19 protein-coding genes are annotated in these 18,515 nt (G+C 52.8%); 18 read left to right on the plus strand and 1 reads right to left on the minus strand.

The annotated features are described in order from the left end of the window. Nucleotides 1–21: 21 nt before the first annotated feature. From FLZ89_RS11390 to clcA, 6 genes are all read left to right on the plus strand, one after another. Nucleotides 22–1,209, plus strand: coding sequence for an oxalate oxidoreductase subunit alpha (locus FLZ89_RS11390; RefSeq protein ID WP_141265025.1), 1,188 nt, complete (start codon nucleotides 22–24; stop codon nucleotides 1,207–1,209). A gap of 29 nt (nucleotides 1,210–1,238) precedes the next feature. Then, nucleotides 1,239–2,183, plus strand: coding sequence for an oxalate oxidoreductase subunit beta (locus FLZ89_RS11395; RefSeq protein ID WP_141265024.1), 945 nt, complete (start codon nucleotides 1,239–1,241; stop codon nucleotides 2,181–2,183). 303 nt (nucleotides 2,184–2,486) lie between these two features. Next, a complete protein-coding gene (locus FLZ89_RS11400) occupies nucleotides 2,487–4,073 on the plus strand; it encodes an L-lactate permease (RefSeq protein WP_256369536.1) in 1,587 nt (528 codons plus the stop codon). Between the two features lie 14 nt (nucleotides 4,074–4,087). Continuing rightward, nucleotides 4,088–4,276: a hypothetical protein gene (locus tag FLZ89_RS11405; protein WP_141265022.1), complete on the plus strand. Its 189-nt coding sequence runs from the start codon at nucleotides 4,088–4,090 to the stop codon at nucleotides 4,274–4,276. A gap of 91 nt (nucleotides 4,277–4,367) precedes the next feature. Beyond that, nucleotides 4,368–5,309 carry an NAD-dependent epimerase/dehydratase family protein gene (locus FLZ89_RS11410; RefSeq protein ID WP_141304991.1) on the plus strand — a complete coding sequence of 314 codons (942 nt, stop codon included), beginning with the start codon at nucleotides 4,368–4,370 and terminating at the stop codon, nucleotides 5,307–5,309. Nucleotides 5,310–5,398: 89 nt separating this feature from the next. Then, nucleotides 5,399–7,006 (plus strand): H(+)/Cl(-) exchange transporter ClcA, encoded by a 1,608-nt coding sequence (clcA, locus tag FLZ89_RS11415; protein ID WP_141304992.1) that lies wholly within the window; start codon nucleotides 5,399–5,401, stop codon nucleotides 7,004–7,006. Nucleotides 7,007–7,047: 41 nt separating this feature from the next. On the opposite strand, the gene FLZ89_RS11420 is transcribed toward clcA, so the two are convergent. Then, nucleotides 7,048–7,866, minus strand: a complete 819-nt coding sequence (locus FLZ89_RS11420) for a patatin-like phospholipase family protein (RefSeq protein WP_141265019.1) — start codon at nucleotides 7,864–7,866, stop codon at nucleotides 7,048–7,050. Between the two features lie 164 nt (nucleotides 7,867–8,030). Between FLZ89_RS11420 and FLZ89_RS11425 the strand changes: the two genes are divergently transcribed. From FLZ89_RS11425 to FLZ89_RS11480, 12 genes are all read left to right on the plus strand, one after another. Further along, nucleotides 8,031–8,675 carry a bifunctional 4-hydroxy-2-oxoglutarate aldolase/2-dehydro-3-deoxy-phosphogluconate aldolase gene (locus tag FLZ89_RS11425; protein ID WP_141265018.1) on the plus strand — a complete coding sequence of 215 codons (645 nt, stop codon included), beginning with the start codon at nucleotides 8,031–8,033 and terminating at the stop codon, nucleotides 8,673–8,675. Nucleotides 8,676–8,781: 106 nt separating this feature from the next. After that, a complete protein-coding gene (locus FLZ89_RS11430) occupies nucleotides 8,782–9,774 on the plus strand; it encodes a PfkB family carbohydrate kinase (protein WP_373995621.1) in 993 nt (330 codons plus the stop codon). Between the two features lie 123 nt (nucleotides 9,775–9,897). Further along, on the plus strand, nucleotides 9,898–10,128 hold the full coding sequence (locus FLZ89_RS11435; RefSeq protein WP_141265016.1) for a DUF433 domain-containing protein: 231 nt from the start codon (nucleotides 9,898–9,900) through the stop codon (nucleotides 10,126–10,128). Then, nucleotides 10,125–10,499: a DUF5615 family PIN-like protein gene (locus tag FLZ89_RS16580; RefSeq protein WP_141304993.1), complete on the plus strand. Its 375-nt coding sequence runs from the start codon at nucleotides 10,125–10,127 to the stop codon at nucleotides 10,497–10,499. Before FLZ89_RS11435 ends, FLZ89_RS16580 begins: the two co-directional genes overlap by 4 nt. A 167-nt stretch (nucleotides 10,500–10,666) precedes the next feature. Further along, nucleotides 10,667–11,695, plus strand: coding sequence for a LacI family DNA-binding transcriptional regulator (locus FLZ89_RS11445; protein ID WP_141265014.1), 1,029 nt, complete (start codon nucleotides 10,667–10,669; stop codon nucleotides 11,693–11,695). 143 nt (nucleotides 11,696–11,838) lie between these two features. Then, nucleotides 11,839–13,047 (plus strand): ABC transporter substrate-binding protein, encoded by a 1,209-nt coding sequence (locus FLZ89_RS11450; RefSeq protein WP_172613582.1) that lies wholly within the window; start codon nucleotides 11,839–11,841, stop codon nucleotides 13,045–13,047. 81 nt (nucleotides 13,048–13,128) lie between these two features. Continuing rightward, a complete protein-coding gene (locus tag FLZ89_RS11455; protein ID WP_141265012.1) occupies nucleotides 13,129–14,001 on the plus strand; it encodes a branched-chain amino acid ABC transporter permease in 873 nt (290 codons plus the stop codon). A 13-nt stretch (nucleotides 14,002–14,014) separates the two neighbouring features. Then, nucleotides 14,015–14,884, plus strand: coding sequence for a branched-chain amino acid ABC transporter permease (locus FLZ89_RS11460; protein ID WP_172613915.1), 870 nt, complete (start codon nucleotides 14,015–14,017; stop codon nucleotides 14,882–14,884). Continuing rightward, the gene (locus FLZ89_RS11465) at nucleotides 14,881–15,645 is read left to right on the plus strand and encodes an ABC transporter ATP-binding protein (protein ID WP_141265010.1); all 765 of its coding nucleotides are present in this window, start codon (nucleotides 14,881–14,883) and stop codon (nucleotides 15,643–15,645) included. The genes FLZ89_RS11460 and FLZ89_RS11465 overlap by 4 nt, the downstream gene beginning before the upstream one ends. 1 nt (nucleotide 15,646) lies before the next feature. After that, a complete protein-coding gene (locus tag FLZ89_RS11470; protein WP_141265009.1) occupies nucleotides 15,647–16,381 on the plus strand; it encodes an ABC transporter ATP-binding protein in 735 nt (244 codons plus the stop codon). Between the two features lie 15 nt (nucleotides 16,382–16,396). Beyond that, entirely contained in the window at nucleotides 16,397–17,410 is a 1,014-nt protein-coding gene (locus FLZ89_RS11475; protein WP_172613584.1) for a uroporphyrinogen decarboxylase family protein, read from the plus strand. Beyond that, nucleotides 17,407–18,495 (plus strand): zinc-binding dehydrogenase, encoded by a 1,089-nt coding sequence (locus FLZ89_RS11480; protein ID WP_141265007.1) that lies wholly within the window; start codon nucleotides 17,407–17,409, stop codon nucleotides 18,493–18,495. The genes FLZ89_RS11475 and FLZ89_RS11480 overlap by 4 nt, the downstream gene beginning before the upstream one ends. Nucleotides 18,496–18,515 lie beyond the last annotated feature (20 nt).

Genomic DNA, 18,515 nt, shown 5'->3' on the forward strand with positions numbered 1-18,515 from the left:
TCCTTTCAGGAGGTGAAAAAAATGGGTAAAATAAGGAATATTTCTGGTTGCGTGGCAGTAGCCCACGGCGTCCGCCTGGCAGATGTTGATGTGATCTGTTCATATCCCATCCGCCCCTATACCGGCATTATGTCGGAACTGGCCCGTATGGTGGCCGACGGTGAACTCGATGCCGAGTTCATTCACGGCGAGGGCGAGCACGCCCAGCTGAGCGTTGTCTACGGGGCCTCAGCTGCCGGAGCGCGGGTCTTCACCGGCAGTTCCGGCGTGGGGGTTACCTATGCTTTCGAAGTCTATTCCCCCATTTCCGGTGAGCGCCTGCCGGTGCAAATGGCCATAGCCGACCGCACCCTGGACCCGCCTGGTGACTTTGGCGAAGAGCATACCGATGCCGAGTGCTGTCGGGACCAGGGCTGGATCCAGGGCTGGGCCTCTACACCCCAGGAAGCCCTGGATAATACCCTTATTTACTACCGGGTAGGGGAAGACCCGCGGGTTTTGCTGCCCCAGTATGCCTGCCTGGATGGCTACTTCGTCAGCCATATCCTGGGACGGGTGGATATTCCCGACGAGGCCCAGGTCAAGGAATTCCTGCCGCCTTATAAAAACCACCATGTCCTGGATCCCAGGAACCCGCAGATTATTGGTGCCCAGATTGAGCCGGCCATGGGACCGCCCCTGCAGTACCAGCGCTACCAGGCCGTTAAAAACGTGCACAAGGTTTTAGAAGAAGCCTGCGATGAATTCGCCCGCATCTTTGGCCGCAAATATGATCCCTATATGGAAGAATACCTGACGAGTGACGCTGAGATCATCATGTTCGGCCAGGGTGCCCACATGGAAACGGCCAAAGCAGTGGCCCGACGCCTGCGCAATCTGGGAGAAAAGGTCGGTGTGGCAAGGCTCAGGACCTTCCGTCCCTTCCCGACAGAACAGATAAAAGAGCGGCTGTCTAAATTCAAGGCCATAGGCGTCCTGGATGTCTCAGCCAACTTCGGCATTTCCTGCAACGGTGGCGTCCTCCTCTCCGAACTACGGGCAGCCCTTTATGATTACGGCGATAAAGTCAAGACTGTCGGTTTTGTAGCCGGCCTGGGCGGCGAGGTAGTCACCCACGACGAATTCTACCGCATGTACCAGAAGTTAAAGGAAATCGCCAGGACCGGCAAAGTTGAGCAGACTGCTTACTGGATCCCCTTTGAATTATAACGTTTACCCGGAAGGAGGGAAAAGTAATAATGCTGGAACGAATTACTTCCCTGAAAAAGGCTCCTGTTGAAGAGTACTATGTCCCCGGGCATCGGACCTGTGCCGGTTGCGGCCCGGCCCTGACATATCGCCTGGTAGCCAAAGCTGCGGGTCCCAACACCATTTTCATTGGTCCAACCGGCTGCATGTACGTAGCCAATACCAGTTACGGCTGCGGTCCCTGGCGGGTGCCATGGATCCATGCCCAGATTACCAACGGCGGTGCCGTAGCTTCCGGTATTGAAGCTGCCTTTAAAGCCATGATCCGTAAGAAAAAGACGGACGCCGAATTCCCCAACATTATCGTTATGGCCGGCGACGGCGGCGCTGTAGACATTGGCCTCCAGGCTCTATCGGCCATGCTCTACCGCGGCCATGACGTCCTCTTTATCTGCTATGATAATGAATCCTACGCAAACACCGGTATTCAAACATCCCCGTCCACGCCCTACGGTGCCCATACAACCTTTACCCCACCCGGGCCGGTAGTACCGGAAGGGAAAAAGCTCTTTCCCAAAGACAACCCCAAGGTCATTGCCCACGGCCACCCGGAATTGAAGTATGTGGCTACGGCCTCAATTGGCTGGCCGGTGGATTTAATGAACAAGGTGCGTAAGGGCCTGAACCAGGAGGGTCCGGCCTATATCCACATCCATGCCCCCTGCCCCAAGGGCTGGCAGTTCCCGGCCGACAAGACTATCGAAATGGCCAAACTGGCAGTACAAACTGGCATGTTCCAGCTCTATGAATACGAGAACGGCGAATACAAGCTGTCGGTAAAGATCGATAAGCGGAAACCAGTTAGCGAATATATGAAGCTGCAGGGCCGCTTTACCCACCTGCAACCTGAGCATATCGCCAAAATGCAGGCCTTTGTCGACGCCAGGTGCGCCGAAGTGGGCATAACGGTACCGGCGGTGGCGACATCAGCTTAATACTCAACTATAAGTTGAGTAACGTTTTGCTCCAGGTAACCTGGAATGGTTACCTGGAGCAAACCCTATTTGTTTTACCGGGAATACAAGGTGAAATTTACAATGACTTTTCTATGCCAGCAACTGAAATTTATAACAACGTTTGCAGTATCAGCTATTTTTTTCAAAATAACATAAGTCAAAAAATAGATATTCCACATCCAAACGCGGCTCTATAAGTCGGTTAATTAGACAAATAAAGTGAATTTTAGACAAATTTATTATATAAAGGAGGATTAGTTGAGTATGCATGGTCTACCGCAAATGAGCGTTTGGTTGTGGTTTTTGTGTTTAGTACCTATTCTGGCCGTATTAATTTTAATGATGGTTTTTAGATGGAGCGGTGGGCGTTCGGGAATAGTAGGTTGGGTTTTAACTTTAATTGTAGCCTATACTTGGTTCGGCGGCCACCTTCATATTTTATCTGCAGGCACTTTAAAAGGCTTATGGGCTACCGTATGGGTGCTGTACATTATCTGGGGCGCCATGACAGTTTACAATGTTGTCGATTTAGTGGGTGGCTTTAAAGTTATTTCTGATACTTTTACCCGCTTAACTGGAGGCAATAAGATTTTACAATTGCTTGTTTTGGGCTGGGCTTTCCCAGGGTTTGTGCAAGGGGTATGTGGTTATGGGGCACCGGTGGCCGTTGCGGCGCCATTACTGGTGGGCCTGGGATTTGATCCCATATTTGCTGCAGCTACGGCGCTCATTGGCCACTCCTGGGCAGTGACTTTCGGTTCCCTTGGTTCCTCCTTTTCAATTTTAGAAAGATTAACCACTCTCGATCCAGGTCGATTAGCCCTGTTTGCCGCCTTTTTCCTGGGTATAGCCTGTATTTTATGCGGTTATAGTATTGCTCATATGTACGGTGGCTGGAAATGTATACGTGAAGGTACCCCTGCTATTTTGCTAATTGGGGTGACCATGGGTGCCGTATTGAACCTGGTAGCCAATTTTGTTGCTCCTTATGTAGCTTCCTTTGTAGCTGGAGCGGCGGGTCTAATAGTTGGCGGCCTGGTTGTTCCCAAACTGCCCATGTACCGCCCGAAAGTTGCTGATTATACTACCGTCGAGATAGCTGCTGCTACTACTGAACCTTACAGTTTTAACGTAGCCTTTTTCGCTTATTACGCATTAATAATAATAGTATTTACTGTATATTTAATCCGACCATTGAAGGCGTATCTAGCAGGTTTGATAAATATAGGATTTCCTTTTCCGGAAACAACTACTTTGCTTGGCTTTACCAATAAAGCAGTCAAGAAATACCAGTCTATTGCTGTGTTTACTGCTCCCGGCACATTGATTTTTACAGCAGCCTTTTTATCCTATTTGTTCTATAAAGCGCGTGGCCTGTGGCCGGAAAAAGGAGGCCAAATGCTGCTTAACCGAATTATAAAGCAGGCCATGGGCGCTACCATGACGGTTACGACCATGACCATGATGGGCGTAGTCATGATGGAAGTTGGCATTACCCGTTATTTAGCCGAGGGTCTAGCCAACACGGGGAAACTTTATCCTATCTTTTCTCCCTGGATTGGTGTTCTAGGTGCTTTCATGACCGGCAGCAACACTAATTCCAATGTACTTTTTACCGGCCTCCAGTGGGACGTGGCTAAACTGCTGATGATAAGTCCCTTTGTAATTTTAGGCCTGCAGACTTCTGGCGGTGCAATTGGAAATATGTTTTGTCCTATGAATGTGGCTTTGGGTACCGGCGTAACCGGCCAGGGCGGGCGTGAAGGCGAGTGCCTGCGCCGCACGGCCCTGTACAATGCTATTCTTACTTTTGTAGTAGGAATCCTGGGCTGGTTAATCCTCTATGTATTTTTCCCGGGAATCGAATAGGAGGTCGATAGCACATGGTAGCGGCTGAAAAACAATCTTTACGGAAAAGGTACAAGTTTGAAGGCATGCTGGGTGCTTTTATCTTGATGTGGCTGGACTTCCCGCTGTTATATCAAGGTGTTGTATCCCATAATTCCGCAACATTGGGAGCAGGTTTTCTTATTATGCTGGTGGCTGGTGGTATAGCGTATTATTTTAGTTAAATTAAAATAGGCTGGCGGGGTGGGTGGTAGGCGAGGTGCTACCGGCCTGCCCCGTAGTTAATTTAATATCTTGTTAAAGAGGTGCTTCCTGATGCAGGTTCTGGTAACCGGTGGTGCGGGCGATGTCGGCCGCTACCTGGTCCAGGATTTATGTTATCACGGCCACCAGGTGCGGATCCTGGATCGGGCCTTGAGTTTTCTTGACAGCCCCGGGAGCAGCCAGGTCAATCTATTCGGAGGTGATCTAGGAGATAAGGAACTGGTGGCCAGGGCCGTAGACGGCGCGGAGGCGGTAATCCACCTGGCCTGGAGCTTCAGCGACGACCCCCTGGACATTTTCGACGGCGACTTGGTCGGGCATATAAATTTACTAGAAGCATCTGCCAGAGCTGGCCTCAATCGTTTTATCTATACCAGCACGGCGACAGTTTATGGCCGGGCTACCACCCGGCCTGTTTACGAGGATCACCCGTGCCTTATTGATGAAGCCCGCAAGCCCCTTTATGCCTTGGGTAAGTTTGCGGCTGAGGAACTGTGCCGCCACTATTACCGTGAACAGGGTTTACCGGTAACTATTTTTCGTTTCTGGTGGGCCTTCGGTGATGAAATCGGCGGCCGGCATTTACGTAATCTGATACGGACGGTTCTCCGTGATGAGCCTCTCCAGGTGCCGGCTGCTGCCGGAGGAGCGTTTGTCAGCATGGCCGACTTAGCCCAGGCCTGCCGGCTGGCCTTAAGTAGGCCCGAGGCCGTCGGGCAGACCTATAACCTGGGGAGCCTTTATTTGACATGGGAAGATATTGCCAGCCGGATTATCGAACTAACCGGATCCGTTTCAAAATTACAGGTAATTCTTCCGAGCGAATGGGCGGGGCCCACCTTTTTAAACGAGGTGTGGGATCTCAGCTGGGAGAAAGCGGCCCGGGAACTGGACTATCAACCCGCTTTTACCGGTAATCATGGCCGGGAGGCCTTTTTTAAAGCCCTGGTAAAATGTATTAATAAAGTTCGGGCAACGGAGAAAAAACGTTAATAAAAAGGAATGGGCTTAACAAGAAAGAAAAGGGGTGGTACAATGGAAAAGTGACATCAGAAAGTGCCTGTTCGGAGGCAGGAAAAGAAGTGCGGGACGAAGCTCTTTTACTTAAAAAACATTCTATTCATGATAGCCTGTTGTTAAGCCGTTATGATTATTTTCTACGCTTCTTGCTAAAAGGTGCCTTGGCGGGTGCGGGCGCCGGGGTAGTTGGTGTAGCCTTTCGCCTTGTCCTGACGGAAGGGGACTTATGGCGTAATGAGCTTTTAACGTGGGCACGGGGTATACCCGGCTGGGGCTGGCTGGTGTTACCCTGCCTGGGTGGCCTGGCCGGAGCCCTGGCCGGCTGGTTGACCAGTTTTGCTCCGGAAACAGCCGGTAGCGGCATTCCCCACGTGGAAGCCGTTCTGATTAACCAGCGCAAGCTCATCTGGTGGCGGGTTATCCTGGTAAAATTTATTGCCGGGGCCCTGGCTATTGGGGCTGGTCTATCCCTGGGCCGGGAGGGGCCGACGGTACAAATGGGCGCTGCCGCCGGCCAGGTAGTAAGTAAAAGCCTTAGCCGGTCCAAAACAGAACAACTTCACTTAATTGCCTGTGGTGCAGGAGCAGGGCTGGCAGCAGCCTTTAACGCCCCCCTGGCGGGAGTAGTTTTTGTCCTGGAAGAACTGCGCCGTAATTTTTCACCCTATGTACTAGGAGGAGCCCTGGCAGCCAGTGTCACTGCCGATCTGATATCCCAGAGGATTTTAGGGCCACTTCCTACCTTTCGCATTAAGGAATTATTACCTTTACCTCTGACCACCTTACCGGCATTTTTAGTCCTGGGAATATTAACCGGTATTTTAGGCGTGGCTTTTAATCGTACCTTGCAAGGAAGCCTTGAACTGGCAGACAGGTTAAAGGGACTGCCCCGCTGGTTGCGGGCGTCGCTGGCAGTCTCGCTGGCAGGGGTTTTGGGCTATTTCTTACCCCGCGTTTTAGGCGGCGGGCACCAGCTGGCAGAAGATGTTCTCTGGGGCCGGGTTCAAGTAGGTATTATCCCCCTTCTTTTTGCTGTCAAGTTTCTTTTAACTATGTTAAGTTACAGTGCCGGGGTTCCAGGGGGGATCTTTCTACCGCTCCTGGTTTTGGGGGCTTTACTGGGATCCTTTGTTGGCCAGGTTAGTGGCCTGCTTGTTCCCGGTTTTCAGGGCCTGGGGCCATCTTTCGCGGTAATTGGAATGGCTGCCTATTTCGTGGCTATTGTGCGTTCCCCTCTTACTGGGATTGTGCTCATAATCGAAATGACAGGTAATTACCAGCACATTTTACCGCTTCTTTTTACCTGTATGATTGCTTTTATAGTAGCGGAGGCTCTGGGATGTTTACCAGTTTATGAGATGCTGCTGGAACGGGATTTAGCCAGGGCGAAGAGTGAGGGTATTTCGAAACCCTCTATTAAAGATAAAATGCTGATTGTCGAGGCTGTAGTTGAGAGCGGGGCGAGCGCCTGCGGTTGCCGGGTCAAAGACCTGGCCTTACCCGTAGATTGTTTGTTGGTTACCATACGCAGAGGAGCCAGGGAAATCATTCCCCGCGGTAATACCAGGCTTCTGGAAGGTGATCACTTAACAGTAATTGTACCCGAGAATAGAGCGGCGGCGTTAAACGAGGCACTGGCTAAAGTAACTCGATGTAATCTCAAAGTGTAAGTTGTAAAAAGCCGGCCCCATATCAGGGAGCCGGCTTTTTATTACCCCAGCAGGCGGCGTATTTGCGACAGATTACGCAGGGTTTCTTCAATCCCGGCATTTACTAAATTGCTAAACTGGCTGACATCCCAGGAACTGACGGGCTTTTTTATGGGCTTAAGGACCAGATCGGCATAAAGCCTTAGGGTAAGGGAAGTATTGCGCTGGCTGATAATCTCCAGGCTCTGGAGAAGGACCTCGCCTGCATGTCGGAAATTGCGTTGAGGAACACCACAGTCCAGGTCTACAGCCACGACTATATCGGCCCCCAGGCAGCGGGCAATATCGGCCGGTACGTTGTCTGTCAGGCCGCCGTCGACCAATAGACGGGAGCCGATTTTATAGGGTGCAAAGAGGGCCGGGATAGAGATGCTGGCCCGTACCGCCTGCCAGGCAGGTACATCACCGCCCAAGACCGTATCCGGCGGCAAGGGTTTAACCGGCCTGGCGGCAGTAAAGATAACTGTTTCACCGCTACTTAAATCACAGGCCACGGCTGCCGTCAGGGGCTGGAGATCCGAAAGAAGGCGATTGCCCAGGACCTTTTTCAGCGCGCTTTCAATGGTACCGCCTTGAATTAGCCCCAGGGGCAAACCGGTAAAGCGGTAGTTTTCCAGTCTAAATATGTTAGCAAAAGGGAGGCTGCCCATGGAACTAACGGCCGGCAGGAGGCCGGCCCCATAAAGGGCGGCGGCAATGGAACCGGCGCTGGTACCGACGACGACGTCGGGTTTAATATTGTTTTCCTCCAGGACGCGTAAAACTCCTAAGTGGGCTGCTCCTTTTAACCCCCCACCTCCCAGGGCGAGGCCAAAACGCATAAAAGAACCTCCTCGCAAAAGCTTGCAAAATATTGTATGCCTTGAGCCTGGATTTAGTGCAAGGGAAAAAGATTTAATCGGAAAAGCAGGATTTTAAACCCGACACAGCGAATATTTATCATAGTAAAACAGTGTTTCATAATATAAACCGGAGGTGGATGAGTATGCAAAAGTTAAAGATTATGCAGCGGATTATCGACTGCGGGATCGTGGCTGTAGTCCGGGCGGAGAATCCGGACCAGGCGCTCAAAATTGCTGAAGCCGTGAAAGCGGGCGGGGTGGAGGCCATTGAGATCACCCTTACCGTACCGGGAGCCCTGGAAGTTATCCGGGAACTGGCGGCTACATATCGCCAGGGAGAGATTCTTATTGGCGCCGGTACGGTCCTGGATGCTACCACAGCACGGCTGGCTATTCTGGCGGGGGCCGAGTTCCTGGTCAGCCCGTCCCTGGATCTTGAGATGGTTAAAACCTGTAACCGTTACCAGAAAGTCTGTATGGCCGGGGCCATGTCTATAAGAGAAATAGTTGAAGTGATGGAGGCAGGCAGTGATTTCGTCAAGCTCTTCCCGGGCAGCGCCTTCGGTCCGGAAATGGTTAAAGCCATTAAAGGGCCCTTGCCCCAGGCGCCGATTATACCTACGGGCGGTGTCAGCCTGGAGAACGTGGGCCAGTGGATCAAGGCCGGCTGCGAGGCCGTAGGGGTTGGGGGTGAACTGACCAAAGGGGCCAAAACTGGCGATTACCAGCAGGTAGAGGAAACAGCCCGCAAATTTGTAGCCTCCATCCGGGCTGCCAGAGGGCAATAATTTTTTAACCATACATGCCCTTTGTGACTCTCTCAACATCGCAGGCATTAAATTTTGCTAGAAGGGAGTTTTTCCTGTGGCTAAAGTAGTTACTTTTGGCGAGATCATGCTGCGCCTGTCCACACCAGGCTACCAGCGCTTTATCCAGGCTGATTCCTTTGATGTTACTTACGGAGGCGGGGAGGCCAACGTCGCTTGTTCCCTGGCCAATTACGGCGCCGAGGCCGCTTTCGTCACTAAAGTCCCGGCCAATCCCCTGGGCCAGGCGGCTATCAATCATTTGCGTCGCTACGGCGTAGACACCAGTTTTATCCTGAAAGGCGGTGAACGCCTGGGGATCTATTTCCTGGAAACCGGGGCGTCCCAGCGGCCTTCAAAGGTGGTTTATGACCGCAAGTACGCCAGCATCGCCGGGGTACAGCCGGGTGAATTTGACTGGGCCAGGATTTTTTCCGGTGCTTCCTGGTTCCACTTTACTGGTATTACTCCCGCCCTGGGCGAGAATGTGGCCGCCGTTACCCTGGAAGCTGCCCGAACGGCGAAAGAGATGGGCCTCACCGTTAGCTGCGACCTCAATTACCGCAAGAACCTCTGGACCCCGGCTCAGGCCCGGGCGACCATGACGGAATTAATGGCTTATGTAGACGTAGCCATCGGCAACGAAGAAGACGCGGAGAAGGTCTTCGGCATTAAAGCGGCTGCTTCCGATGTTACCAAAGGGGAAATTAGCGAAGAGGGTTACCGTCAGGTAGCCCGGGAGCTGTTGACCCGCTTTAACCTGCAAAAAGTAGCAATTACCCTGCGTGAGAGTTTCTCCGCTTTTGACAATGGCTGGTCGGCCCTCCTCTATGACGGCCGGGAGTTTTACCGCTCGCGTCGCTACCAGATCCACATTGTGGACCGGGTCGGCGGCGGTGATGCCTTCGCCGGCGGCTTAATCTACGCCCTGACGGAAGGGTTTGCCCCGGCCGAGGCCCTGGAATTTGCCGTGGCCGCTTCCTGCCTGAAACACACCATCCCCGGCGACTTCAACCATGTCACCAAGGAGGAAGTAATGACGCTCATGCGCGGCGATGCCTCCGGGAGAGTGCAGAGGTGAACCAGTAAGCCCTGAAGCCAGCTTCAGGGCTTTTAATTTCTTCATTTCTTGCCGGGCTTTTAAAGGTGTCTACCAAATGGTAAAATGTATATATAAATTGAGTAAAATTAAGAGGTGATACTTGTGAGTTTCCAACGTATAACCATAGAACCGGAAAAGATGGGGGGGGTACCCTGTATCCGGGGTCTACGCATTCCTGTTGCTACGGTGGTTGATCTTTTTGCCAGCGGGCTAAGCCGGGAGGAAATCTTAAAGTATTACCCCGACCTTGAAGCCGAAGATATTACCGAGGCCTTACGTTTTGCTGCTGAAGCTGTACGCGAACGTGAGTTACCTCTTATCAGCGAAGTATGAAGTTTTTAGTGGATAACGCCTTGTCACCTTATTTAGCTCAGGAACTATGTAAAGCTGGCTATGATGCAATACACGTGAGAGATTTAGGAATGGCCGAGGTTCCCGATCAGCTTATCTTTGATCTGGCATCGAGAGATAATCGTATTATTTTAACGGCAGATACTGATTTCGGTACCCTGTTAACAACTCGCCAGGCCTCAAGCCCATCAGTGGTAATCTTTCGCCAGCCTGATAAAAGACCGGCAACTATATTGGCTTTATGCCGGGCTAATCTACCAGGGCTATCTGAAGTTCTCCAACGAGGTGCGGTAGTAGTATTTCAAAGCCGGAGGATCCGGGTGCGACGGTTACCTTTTTTGCCGCGGAAATAATGGATTGCAAGGAACAGGATGAAGCCCCTGATGGCAGGGGCTTCATCCTGTTTAGGCCGCAAAATTTTTTCTTACCCCGGCAGGAATTTGACGGTCCGCAGCGAATATATTTTACAAACGATTGCACAATGGATTGCACAAAGGTTTGCAGCAAAGGAAGCTAGAGTATGGTCAATATCAAAGAAGTTGCCGAGAGGGCCGGGGTTTCGCCCAGCACCGTTTCCCGGGCCTTAAGCGGCCGGGTTGCGGTCAGCCCGGAAACGAAAGAAAAAGTCATGCGCGCCGTACGTGAGCTTAACTACCAGCCTAATGCCCTGGCCAAGGGTTTGAAAGAAGGGCGCTCCAGGACCATCGGCCTGATCATTCCCAATGTGCGGAATTTGGTTTTCCCGGCGGCCATCAAAGGGATAACCGATGTGGCCAAAAAGTATGGCTATACCGTTATCCTGTGCAATACCGACGAAGATATAGAAACAGAGAAAGCCTATGTCGACAACCTGCGCAAAAGGCTGGTCGACGGCCTGATTTTTTCCACAGCCACGGCCGCCAGCACCCACATTTTGGAACTCAAAGAGCAGGGTTTCCCGGTAGTACTCATGATCCGCCACCTGGAAGACAAGGTGGATGCCGTTATAGTCGACAACTTCCGGGGTGGCTATGAAGCCACTAAATTCCTCATCGAGCGAGGTTACCGGCGTATCGCTTTTGTCAACGGCACTTTAGAACTGGACCTCTACCGCCAGCGTTTTGCCGGATACCAGGCGGCCCTTGCGGAGGCCGGTATAGCCTATAACGAGGACCTGGTTGTTCACGGTACCCGGGACTGGGAAGATGGTTACCGAGCCATTCTCACTATCCTGGAGCGGGGCCAGCGGCCGGATGCCGTATTTGCCGCCAGCGATCCCAAGGCCCTGGGGGTTATTAAAGCTCTAAAGGCAAAGGGTCTGCGGGTACCGGACGATGTTGCCGTCATGGGTTATGACAACCTGGACATGTCAGAACTAATGGACCCTCCCCTGACCACGATGGCCCAGCCCTTTTACGAGGTTGGCCAGAGGGCGGCGGAGCGGTTGATCAAGTTGATTAACAGCAAGCGGAAAAATAAACCTGTGGTTGAAAGGCTACCAGCCCAATTACTGGTGCGATCTTCGGTAGATTATGGACTCGCCGGCCAGGTTATTGCTACTGGCAAATAACACAGCCACCCTCTCTGTGAATGCTGGAGTATAGGTGTGGCTTTGAAAGGGGGTGTAAGTAGGGAAACAGCCAATCTGAGGTATTTTCTAAGATAATGCATGAAAACCAAAAGCAAAAAGAAAAGAATGGAGGTACTGAAGGCATGAAAAAGTTAGTCTTGTCATTCATGGTTCTTGTCCTGGTTTTCTTGGTGACTGCCTGCGGCCAGGGCAATTCTGCCAAGGACAAAAGCCAGGCAGACGGCGGAGAAAACCAGGCAAGTTCCAGTGAGGTAATTGTCATCGGCAACCTGCAGGATTTAAGTTCTACCACCTCGGTCTGGGGCAAGATGGTTACCAATGGTGCCCAGCTGGCCATCGACAAGATCAATAAAGAGGGCGGTATCAATGGTAAGAAGCTGAAGCTGGTTACCTATGATACCAAAAATGACGTCCAGGAGGCAATCAACGCCTACAACCGCCTGGCTACCCAGGATAAAGCCGTGGCCATAATCGGCCCGCCGGTCAGCAATATCGGCATCGCCCTCGCACCCGTTGCCGAAAACACTAAAGTAGCTATCCTGGGGAGCTTTATTGACGAGAGGGCGACGACGAAAAACGACGGCAAGCCGTGGGCCTATAACTTCCTGATCCAGCCGAGCAGCGTGCAACAGGCCGAGATCGTCGCCAGCTACACACTGGAAAAATTGAATTTAAAAAAGGTCGGCGTTCTGTACAACCAGGCCAATGCCTACTCTGTTTCCCTGGCCAAGCCTTTTATCGATTATGTGAAGAGCCACGGCGGGCAGGTAGTATCCGAGCAGATGTACAAGACAGGGGATAAAGATTTCAAAACCCAGCTGGCGGCAATTCAAGCGGCCGGGGCCGAAACAATTTATATTCCCAACTATATCCAGGAAGACGTCCTGGCAGTACAGCAGGCGCGGCAGATAGGCATCAACGTCCCCATAACCGGCGGTCTGGATTTTGCCCCGCCGTTTGCCAGCCTGGCCGGCGAGGCCGCCAATGACATTTATTTCCCCAACAATATCGCCGCGGAAGATCCGCAGATCAAGGAGGTGGCAGAAGCTTACAAGGCAGCCTATAATGACGAGCCTCTGAATAAGGTTTTCATCGGCTATGACAGCATCCTGGTCATTGCCGACGCCATTAAGCGGGCCGGTGCGCCTGACCCGATCAAGGTACGGGACGCTATGGAACAGACAAAGGACGTCAAGGGAACAACGGGCAATATCAGCATATCTCCCAATACCCATCGTCCCTATGGCCTTTCTATGGTGATGATTAAAATTGAAAAGGGCCAGTATATCACCAAAGAGCGTTATATTACCAAGGAACAGCAGCAGCAATAATATGGAAGGATGCCGGGACGGGTATAGGGCTGCGGATCCGTCCCGGCCATCCCGTGAAGGATCTTAAAGGGGCGGCAAATTATGACGGCACAATTGATAATTAACGGCATTTCCCTGGGTGCGGTATATGCATTGATCGCCGTGGGGTTTGCCATAATATTCAATATATTGAAGTTCAGCAATTTCGCCCACGGTGGTTTTATGACCGTGACGGCCTACGTGGGTTTCCTGGCCACAAGGTTCTGGCATACATCACTGCTCTGGACCCTGCTTATCGCTTCCCTGGCAGGGGGGATGCTGGGGATTATAGCAGAATTAGTTGCCTTCCGCCGTATTCGCAATAATAAAGGTCCTGTGATCTACTATTTCGTGTCTTCTATCACTCTTGGCATGCTGCTGGAGAACCTGATGACTATCTTTTTCAGCACCAACTTTTATGCTTATCCTAATTTCTTCCCTGTAGCCACAGTGAAAGTGGGCCAGCTACTGCTGGGTGTCCCGGAACTCATCATGTTCTGCATCTCATCCTTGGCCTTGATAATTCTGGCGGTGCTGATTTACAGGACCAAGCTGGGAACCGCTCTGCGTTCCGTTTCCTATGACGTCGATACCTCCGGTTTGATGGGTATCAATGTCCTCAGGATTATCCAGCTGGCTTTTTTCCTGGCGGGATTCCTGGGCGGGATCAGCGGCGTCTTTTTAGGTATCAGTTATACCCTCTATCCCCAACTCGGCCAATTGGTGGTCAAGGGTTTTGTCGCATCCGTGATTGGTGGCCTGGGCAGCCTGTCCGGGGCGGTTATCGGCGCCTTTCTTTTAGGAATAATTGAGATTTTACTTATCCGGCTTGTCGGTTCGGGTATATCACCAGTGTTCATCTTCGTCATTATGTTACTTTTTCTCCTGGTGCGGCCGCGGGGTATTGCTGGCAGCCATATCCAGGAAAAAGCTTGATAGGGGTATGGCCATGGAACTTTTAGCTTCGGTGCTAACCTTTACAGCAATCAATGTAGTAGCCGTGACCGGCGTCTTCATTCTTACAGGGTTAACCGGCCTCTTTTCCTTGGGCCAGGGGGCTTTTATGGGTATTGGCGCCTATGTTGCCGGGTTGATGGCCATTAAATATAATTTTTCCTTTCCTTTAGCGGCATGCGGAGCTGTTGTTGTTGGCCTGATAGCAGCCGTGATAGTTGGCTTGCCAACCATCAGGTTACGCCGGGACTACATCTCTCTGGTAACCTTGGGCTTTGGCGAAGCCATAGCTGCCCTCCTCAACCAGTCTGTAAATATTACCGGCGGCGCCATGGGTCTCTCCGGCATACCCAAGCAGACCACGCTTCTCTTAGCAGTAACTTCAGCCGTGATCTGCCTGTTGCTGGTCTGGGGTTTTAAATGTTCGCGCTACGGCCGCCAGTGCCTGGCTTTACGAAGTGATGAACTGGCGGCCAGGTCCATGGGCATCAATGTCAACCAGGTAAAAATGGTGGCCTTCCTTTTATCGGCAGCTATTACAACCTATGCCGGCGTCCTCTATGGATTTTATACGACCTATGTCGAGCCGGTAATGTTCGGCTGGACCAAATCTGCCGAGTGGATTATTATGGTGTTTTTCGGCGGCATCAACAGCCTGACCGGGGCCGTCGTCGCCAGCGCCCTGCTTACAGGTTTGCCGGAAATCTTACGTGCCGCAGCCGAATGGCGTATCGTCGCCTACTGCGTGATTGTCTTATTAATCCTGAACTTTAAACCTACCGGTTTATTCGGTGAGTATGAAATCTCCCTCCTGTCCCTGCTGCGGCGCCGGGGAAACAGGATAAGGGAGGGTGAGGGGTCGTGAATATTTTAGAAGTCAAAGGGCTTAACAAAAGGTTCGGCGGCGTCCAGGCGGTGGCGGATTTTTACCTCGACCTGCCGGAAAAGGGTATCGTAGGCATTATCGGGCCCAACGGGGCCGGCAAGACGACGATTTTTAATGTTATCTCCGGCGTTTATAAAGCCGATAGCGGCCAGGTGCTGCTGGCGGGCCGGGATATTACCAATATGGAACAGCATCGAATAGCCAAAGCCGGGCTGGGCCGCACTTTTCAAAACATCCGCCTCTTTCGGGGCCTGAGCGTGGCGGAAAACGTCATGACAGCTATCGACCCCCTGACGAAGTATAATATTTTTTCCGCCCTCCTGTCGCTGCCGGGGAAATTTCGTGCCGAGCGGGAAGCCAGGGAAAAAGCCTTACACTACCTGGAGTTGGTGGACTTAATTGCTTATAAAGACTGGCGGCCGGAGAACCTACCTTACGGCCTCCAGCGTCGCCTGGAGATTGCCCGGGCCCTGGCCACCGGTCCCAGAGTATTGCTGTTGGATGAGCCGGCGGCAGGATTGAATCCCAAAGAAGTCATCGATCTGATTGAGCTCATCGCCAGGCTTAATAGGGATTTAGGCCTGGCCATCCTCCTGATTGAACACCGGATGGAGGTAGTAATGCAGCTCTGCCAGTACATTTATGTCCAGAATTTCGGTAAGACCCTGGCCAGCGGGCCACCGGCTGCCATTCAATGCAATGAAGAGGTCATCAAGGCCTACCTGGGGGACGAGGAATGAGATGTTGACGATTAAAAACTTGAGCGCCGGCTACGGGGCGATTATGGCCCTGCACGAGGTCAACCTTGAAGTTAAGCAAGGTCAGATTGTCAGTATAATCGGGGCCAACGGCGCCGGCAAAAGCACTCTTTTAAATACCATTGCCGGTCTGGTGCGGCCGCGCCGGGGTTCGATCCTTTTTATGGGGGAAGAGTTGCCGCGGCAGCCCCACCTGGTGGTCAGGCGGGGGATAGTCCAGGTGCCGGAAGGCAGAAAAGTCTTCGCCGGCCTGACGGTGAAGGAAAACCTGCTGATGGGCGGTTACCGGCTCAGCGGCCGGGAAGCGGCCAGGAATTTAGAACATATATTTACTTTGTTCCCGGTCCTCAAAGAACGCCAAAACCAGTACGCCGGCACTTTAAGCGGCGGCGAACAGCAGATGCTGGCCGTAGGACGGGGCTTGATGTCCAACCCCAAAGTTATGCTTTTTGATGAACCTTCCTTGGGCCTGGCCCCACTGGTGGTCAACACCATTTTTAATATTATCAGCCGCATCCGGGAGGAAGGGGTTACCGTCCTGCTGGTGGAGCAAAATGCCCGCAAAGCCCTGGCTCTATGCGATCACGCCTATGTTTTAGAAAACGGCAGGATTACCATGAACGGGCCGGGCAGGGAATTGCTGGCCGATCCCCGTATTCGCAATGCTTATCTGGGCGAGCGGGTAGAGCCCCGGGTGGACAGCAAGAGGAGCAGATGAAAGAAGGGAGTAATTGTGGGTGGATTTTTTAACAGGGATAAAATTCCTTTCGTCCCTGTGGTGTATGAACATGCCGCCGCCTTAATCGGGGTAACGCCTTCAAAAATGGCCAGGAGCGCGGAACTGATCGTGAAAGGACAGCTCAGGGCTTATGAGCTGTACGGCCATGACCTGGTTACGGTCGGCATCGATATCTATAACGTCGAAGCCGAAGCCCTGGGCTGCCCGGTGCAGTATTTCGACGACGAAGCCATTCCGGCCATTGCCGGCCCCATCGTTTCCTGTCCAGCCGACCTGGCCCGCCTGAGGGTACCCGATCCGGAACATGACGGTCGCCTGCCTTTACTCCTGGACGCCGCCAGCCGGGTGAGGGAGGTTATCGGCAGTGAGGTGGCCGTAGGCGCCGCTATGGTGGGACCATTTACCCTGGCCGCCCTGCTCCGGGGTTATGAAAACTTTATATTAGATTTGTTGACCGCACCGGACTTTGCCGGCGCCCTGCTGGATTTTGCCGCCGAAGTAGGCCTGGCAGTAGGCACGGCCATGATTAAACGGGGTCTAAGTATATCGATTAACGAATCCTGGATAACGCCGCCTTTGCTTTCGCCGGAACTCTACCAGCGATTTGCTTTTCCCCGGGAAAAAGGGTTAATTGTTGCCTTAAAGGCCGCCGGGGCCGCCAGCGTCGGTTTAATTAGCGGCGGCAATACCACCCCCATTGTCGACTGGCTGGTGCAGACAGGTTCCTCCATTCTCATGGCTGACTACGGTACCGACCTGGTGGCCTATAAAGCAAAGGCCCGGGCGGCAGGTATCGTCCTGCGGGGCAGCATCCAGGCACGGGTAGTGGAAACAGGTCCCAAAGAGCTGATTGCTGCTCAGGCCAGAGAAGTCCTGGCCAAAGGGGCACCTGGCGGCGGGTTTATCCTGGGATGCGGCGTTGTTCCCTACGGAGCCCCGCCGGAAAACGTGCTCTACCTGAAACAAGTACTGGCAGCATACATGGCAGAACACGGGGGAATAGCATGAAAGCTCAAGCCTATGTTTTAGAAGCGTTTAATGAACCTCTGACGGCACGGGAAATAAACATTCCCAACCTGGAGCCGGGGCAGGTGCTGGTAAAGATAAAAGCCGCCGGTATCTGCGGCTCTGACCTGCACATCTGGCAGGGAGAGGACCCGCGCGTCAAGTTACCTATGATTTTGGGCCACGAAGGCGTTGGCGAGGTGGCCGCCATTAAAGGAAAAAAGCTAACGGTAGAAGGTGAAGAACTGAAGGAGGGCGACCTTATTTTCTGGAACCGGGGTGTTTCCTGCGGCCACTGCTATTACTGCGCCGTGTTGCGGGAACCGTCTTTATGCCCCAACCGGGTCGTCCAGGGAATTAATATTACCACTACCGAACCGCCGTATTTAAACGGATGTTATGCCGAATATATCATTCTGCAGCCCGGCGCGGACATATTCCGGGTGCCGGCGGGGGTTGACCCCGCGGTGCTGGTGGCGGCCTCCTGTTCAGGGGCTACAGCGGCCCACGGCTTCGACCTGGTGCGGCCAGAACCTGGCGACACGGTGGTTGTTATCGGCCCCGGGCCTTTAGGCCTGTTTGCCGTAGCCTTTGCCCGGGCTTATGGAGCAACTACAGTCATTGTGAGCGGTGGCTCTAAAACACGCCTGGAAATGGGACGGCAATTCGGGGCCACTGTTATCCTGGACCGCCATGAAGTTCAGGATGAGGAGCGGCGGCAGATAGTCATGGACCTGACCCACGGCCGCGGCGCCGATCTGGTCGTCGAGGCTGCGGGCAATGCTGCAGCTTTGCTGGAAGCCATTACCCTGGTGCGACCTGGGGGTGCGGTCCTCAGCATGGGTTTTGGCCAGCCGGGAGGGACCTTCGCCTTTGACGGTTATCAGCACCTGGCCCGGCGCAATATCCGTTTACAGGGGGTGTGGGTCAGCGACACCCGCCATGTTTACCGGGCCATGGCCATGATCCTGGCGCAGCCTGAACTTTTTGCCCGGATGATTACCCACCGTTTCCCGCTGGCCCGGGTTAATGAAGCACTAGAGGTGATGGCCTGTAAAGAAGCCGTGAAAGCAGTACTTATGCCATAAATATTGACCTTGTAATTAGG

Origin of the sequence: Moorella sp. E306M, from assembly GCF_006538385.1 — a bacterium.
Classification (GTDB): Bacteria; Bacillota; DSM-521; order Neomoorellales; family Neomoorellaceae; genus Neomoorella.

Coding starts and splice junctions, on each gene's coding strand:
- FLZ89_RS11390 (WP_141265025.1), top strand. CDS start 22: ATGGGTAAAATAAGGAATATTTCTGGTTGCGTGGCAGTAGCCCACGGC.
- FLZ89_RS11395 (WP_141265024.1), top strand. CDS start 1,239: ATGCTGGAACGAATTACTTCCCTGAAAAAGGCTCCTGTTGAAGAGTAC.
- FLZ89_RS11400 (WP_256369536.1), top strand. CDS start 2,487: ATGAGCGTTTGGTTGTGGTTTTTGTGTTTAGTACCTATTCTGGCCGTA.
- FLZ89_RS11405 (WP_141265022.1), top strand. CDS start 4,088: ATGGTAGCGGCTGAAAAACAATCTTTACGGAAAAGGTACAAGTTTGAA.
- FLZ89_RS11410 (WP_141304991.1), top strand. CDS start 4,368: ATGCAGGTTCTGGTAACCGGTGGTGCGGGCGATGTCGGCCGCTACCTG.
- FLZ89_RS11420 (WP_141265019.1), bottom strand. CDS start 7,866: ATGCGTTTTGGCCTCGCCCTGGGAGGTGGGGGGTTAAAAGGAGCAGCC.
- FLZ89_RS11425 (WP_141265018.1), top strand. CDS start 8,031: ATGCAAAAGTTAAAGATTATGCAGCGGATTATCGACTGCGGGATCGTG.
- FLZ89_RS11430 (WP_373995621.1), top strand. CDS start 8,782: ATGCTGCGCCTGTCCACACCAGGCTACCAGCGCTTTATCCAGGCTGAT.
- FLZ89_RS16580 (WP_141304993.1), top strand. CDS start 10,125: ATGAAGTTTTTAGTGGATAACGCCTTGTCACCTTATTTAGCTCAGGAA.
- FLZ89_RS11445 (WP_141265014.1), top strand. CDS start 10,667: ATGGTCAATATCAAAGAAGTTGCCGAGAGGGCCGGGGTTTCGCCCAGC.
- FLZ89_RS11450 (WP_172613582.1), top strand. CDS start 11,839: ATGAAAAAGTTAGTCTTGTCATTCATGGTTCTTGTCCTGGTTTTCTTG.
- FLZ89_RS11455 (WP_141265012.1), top strand. CDS start 13,129: ATGACGGCACAATTGATAATTAACGGCATTTCCCTGGGTGCGGTATAT.
- FLZ89_RS11460 (WP_172613915.1), top strand. CDS start 14,015: ATGGAACTTTTAGCTTCGGTGCTAACCTTTACAGCAATCAATGTAGTA.
- FLZ89_RS11470 (WP_141265009.1), top strand. CDS start 15,647: ATGTTGACGATTAAAAACTTGAGCGCCGGCTACGGGGCGATTATGGCC.
- FLZ89_RS11480 (WP_141265007.1), top strand. CDS start 17,407: ATGAAAGCTCAAGCCTATGTTTTAGAAGCGTTTAATGAACCTCTGACG.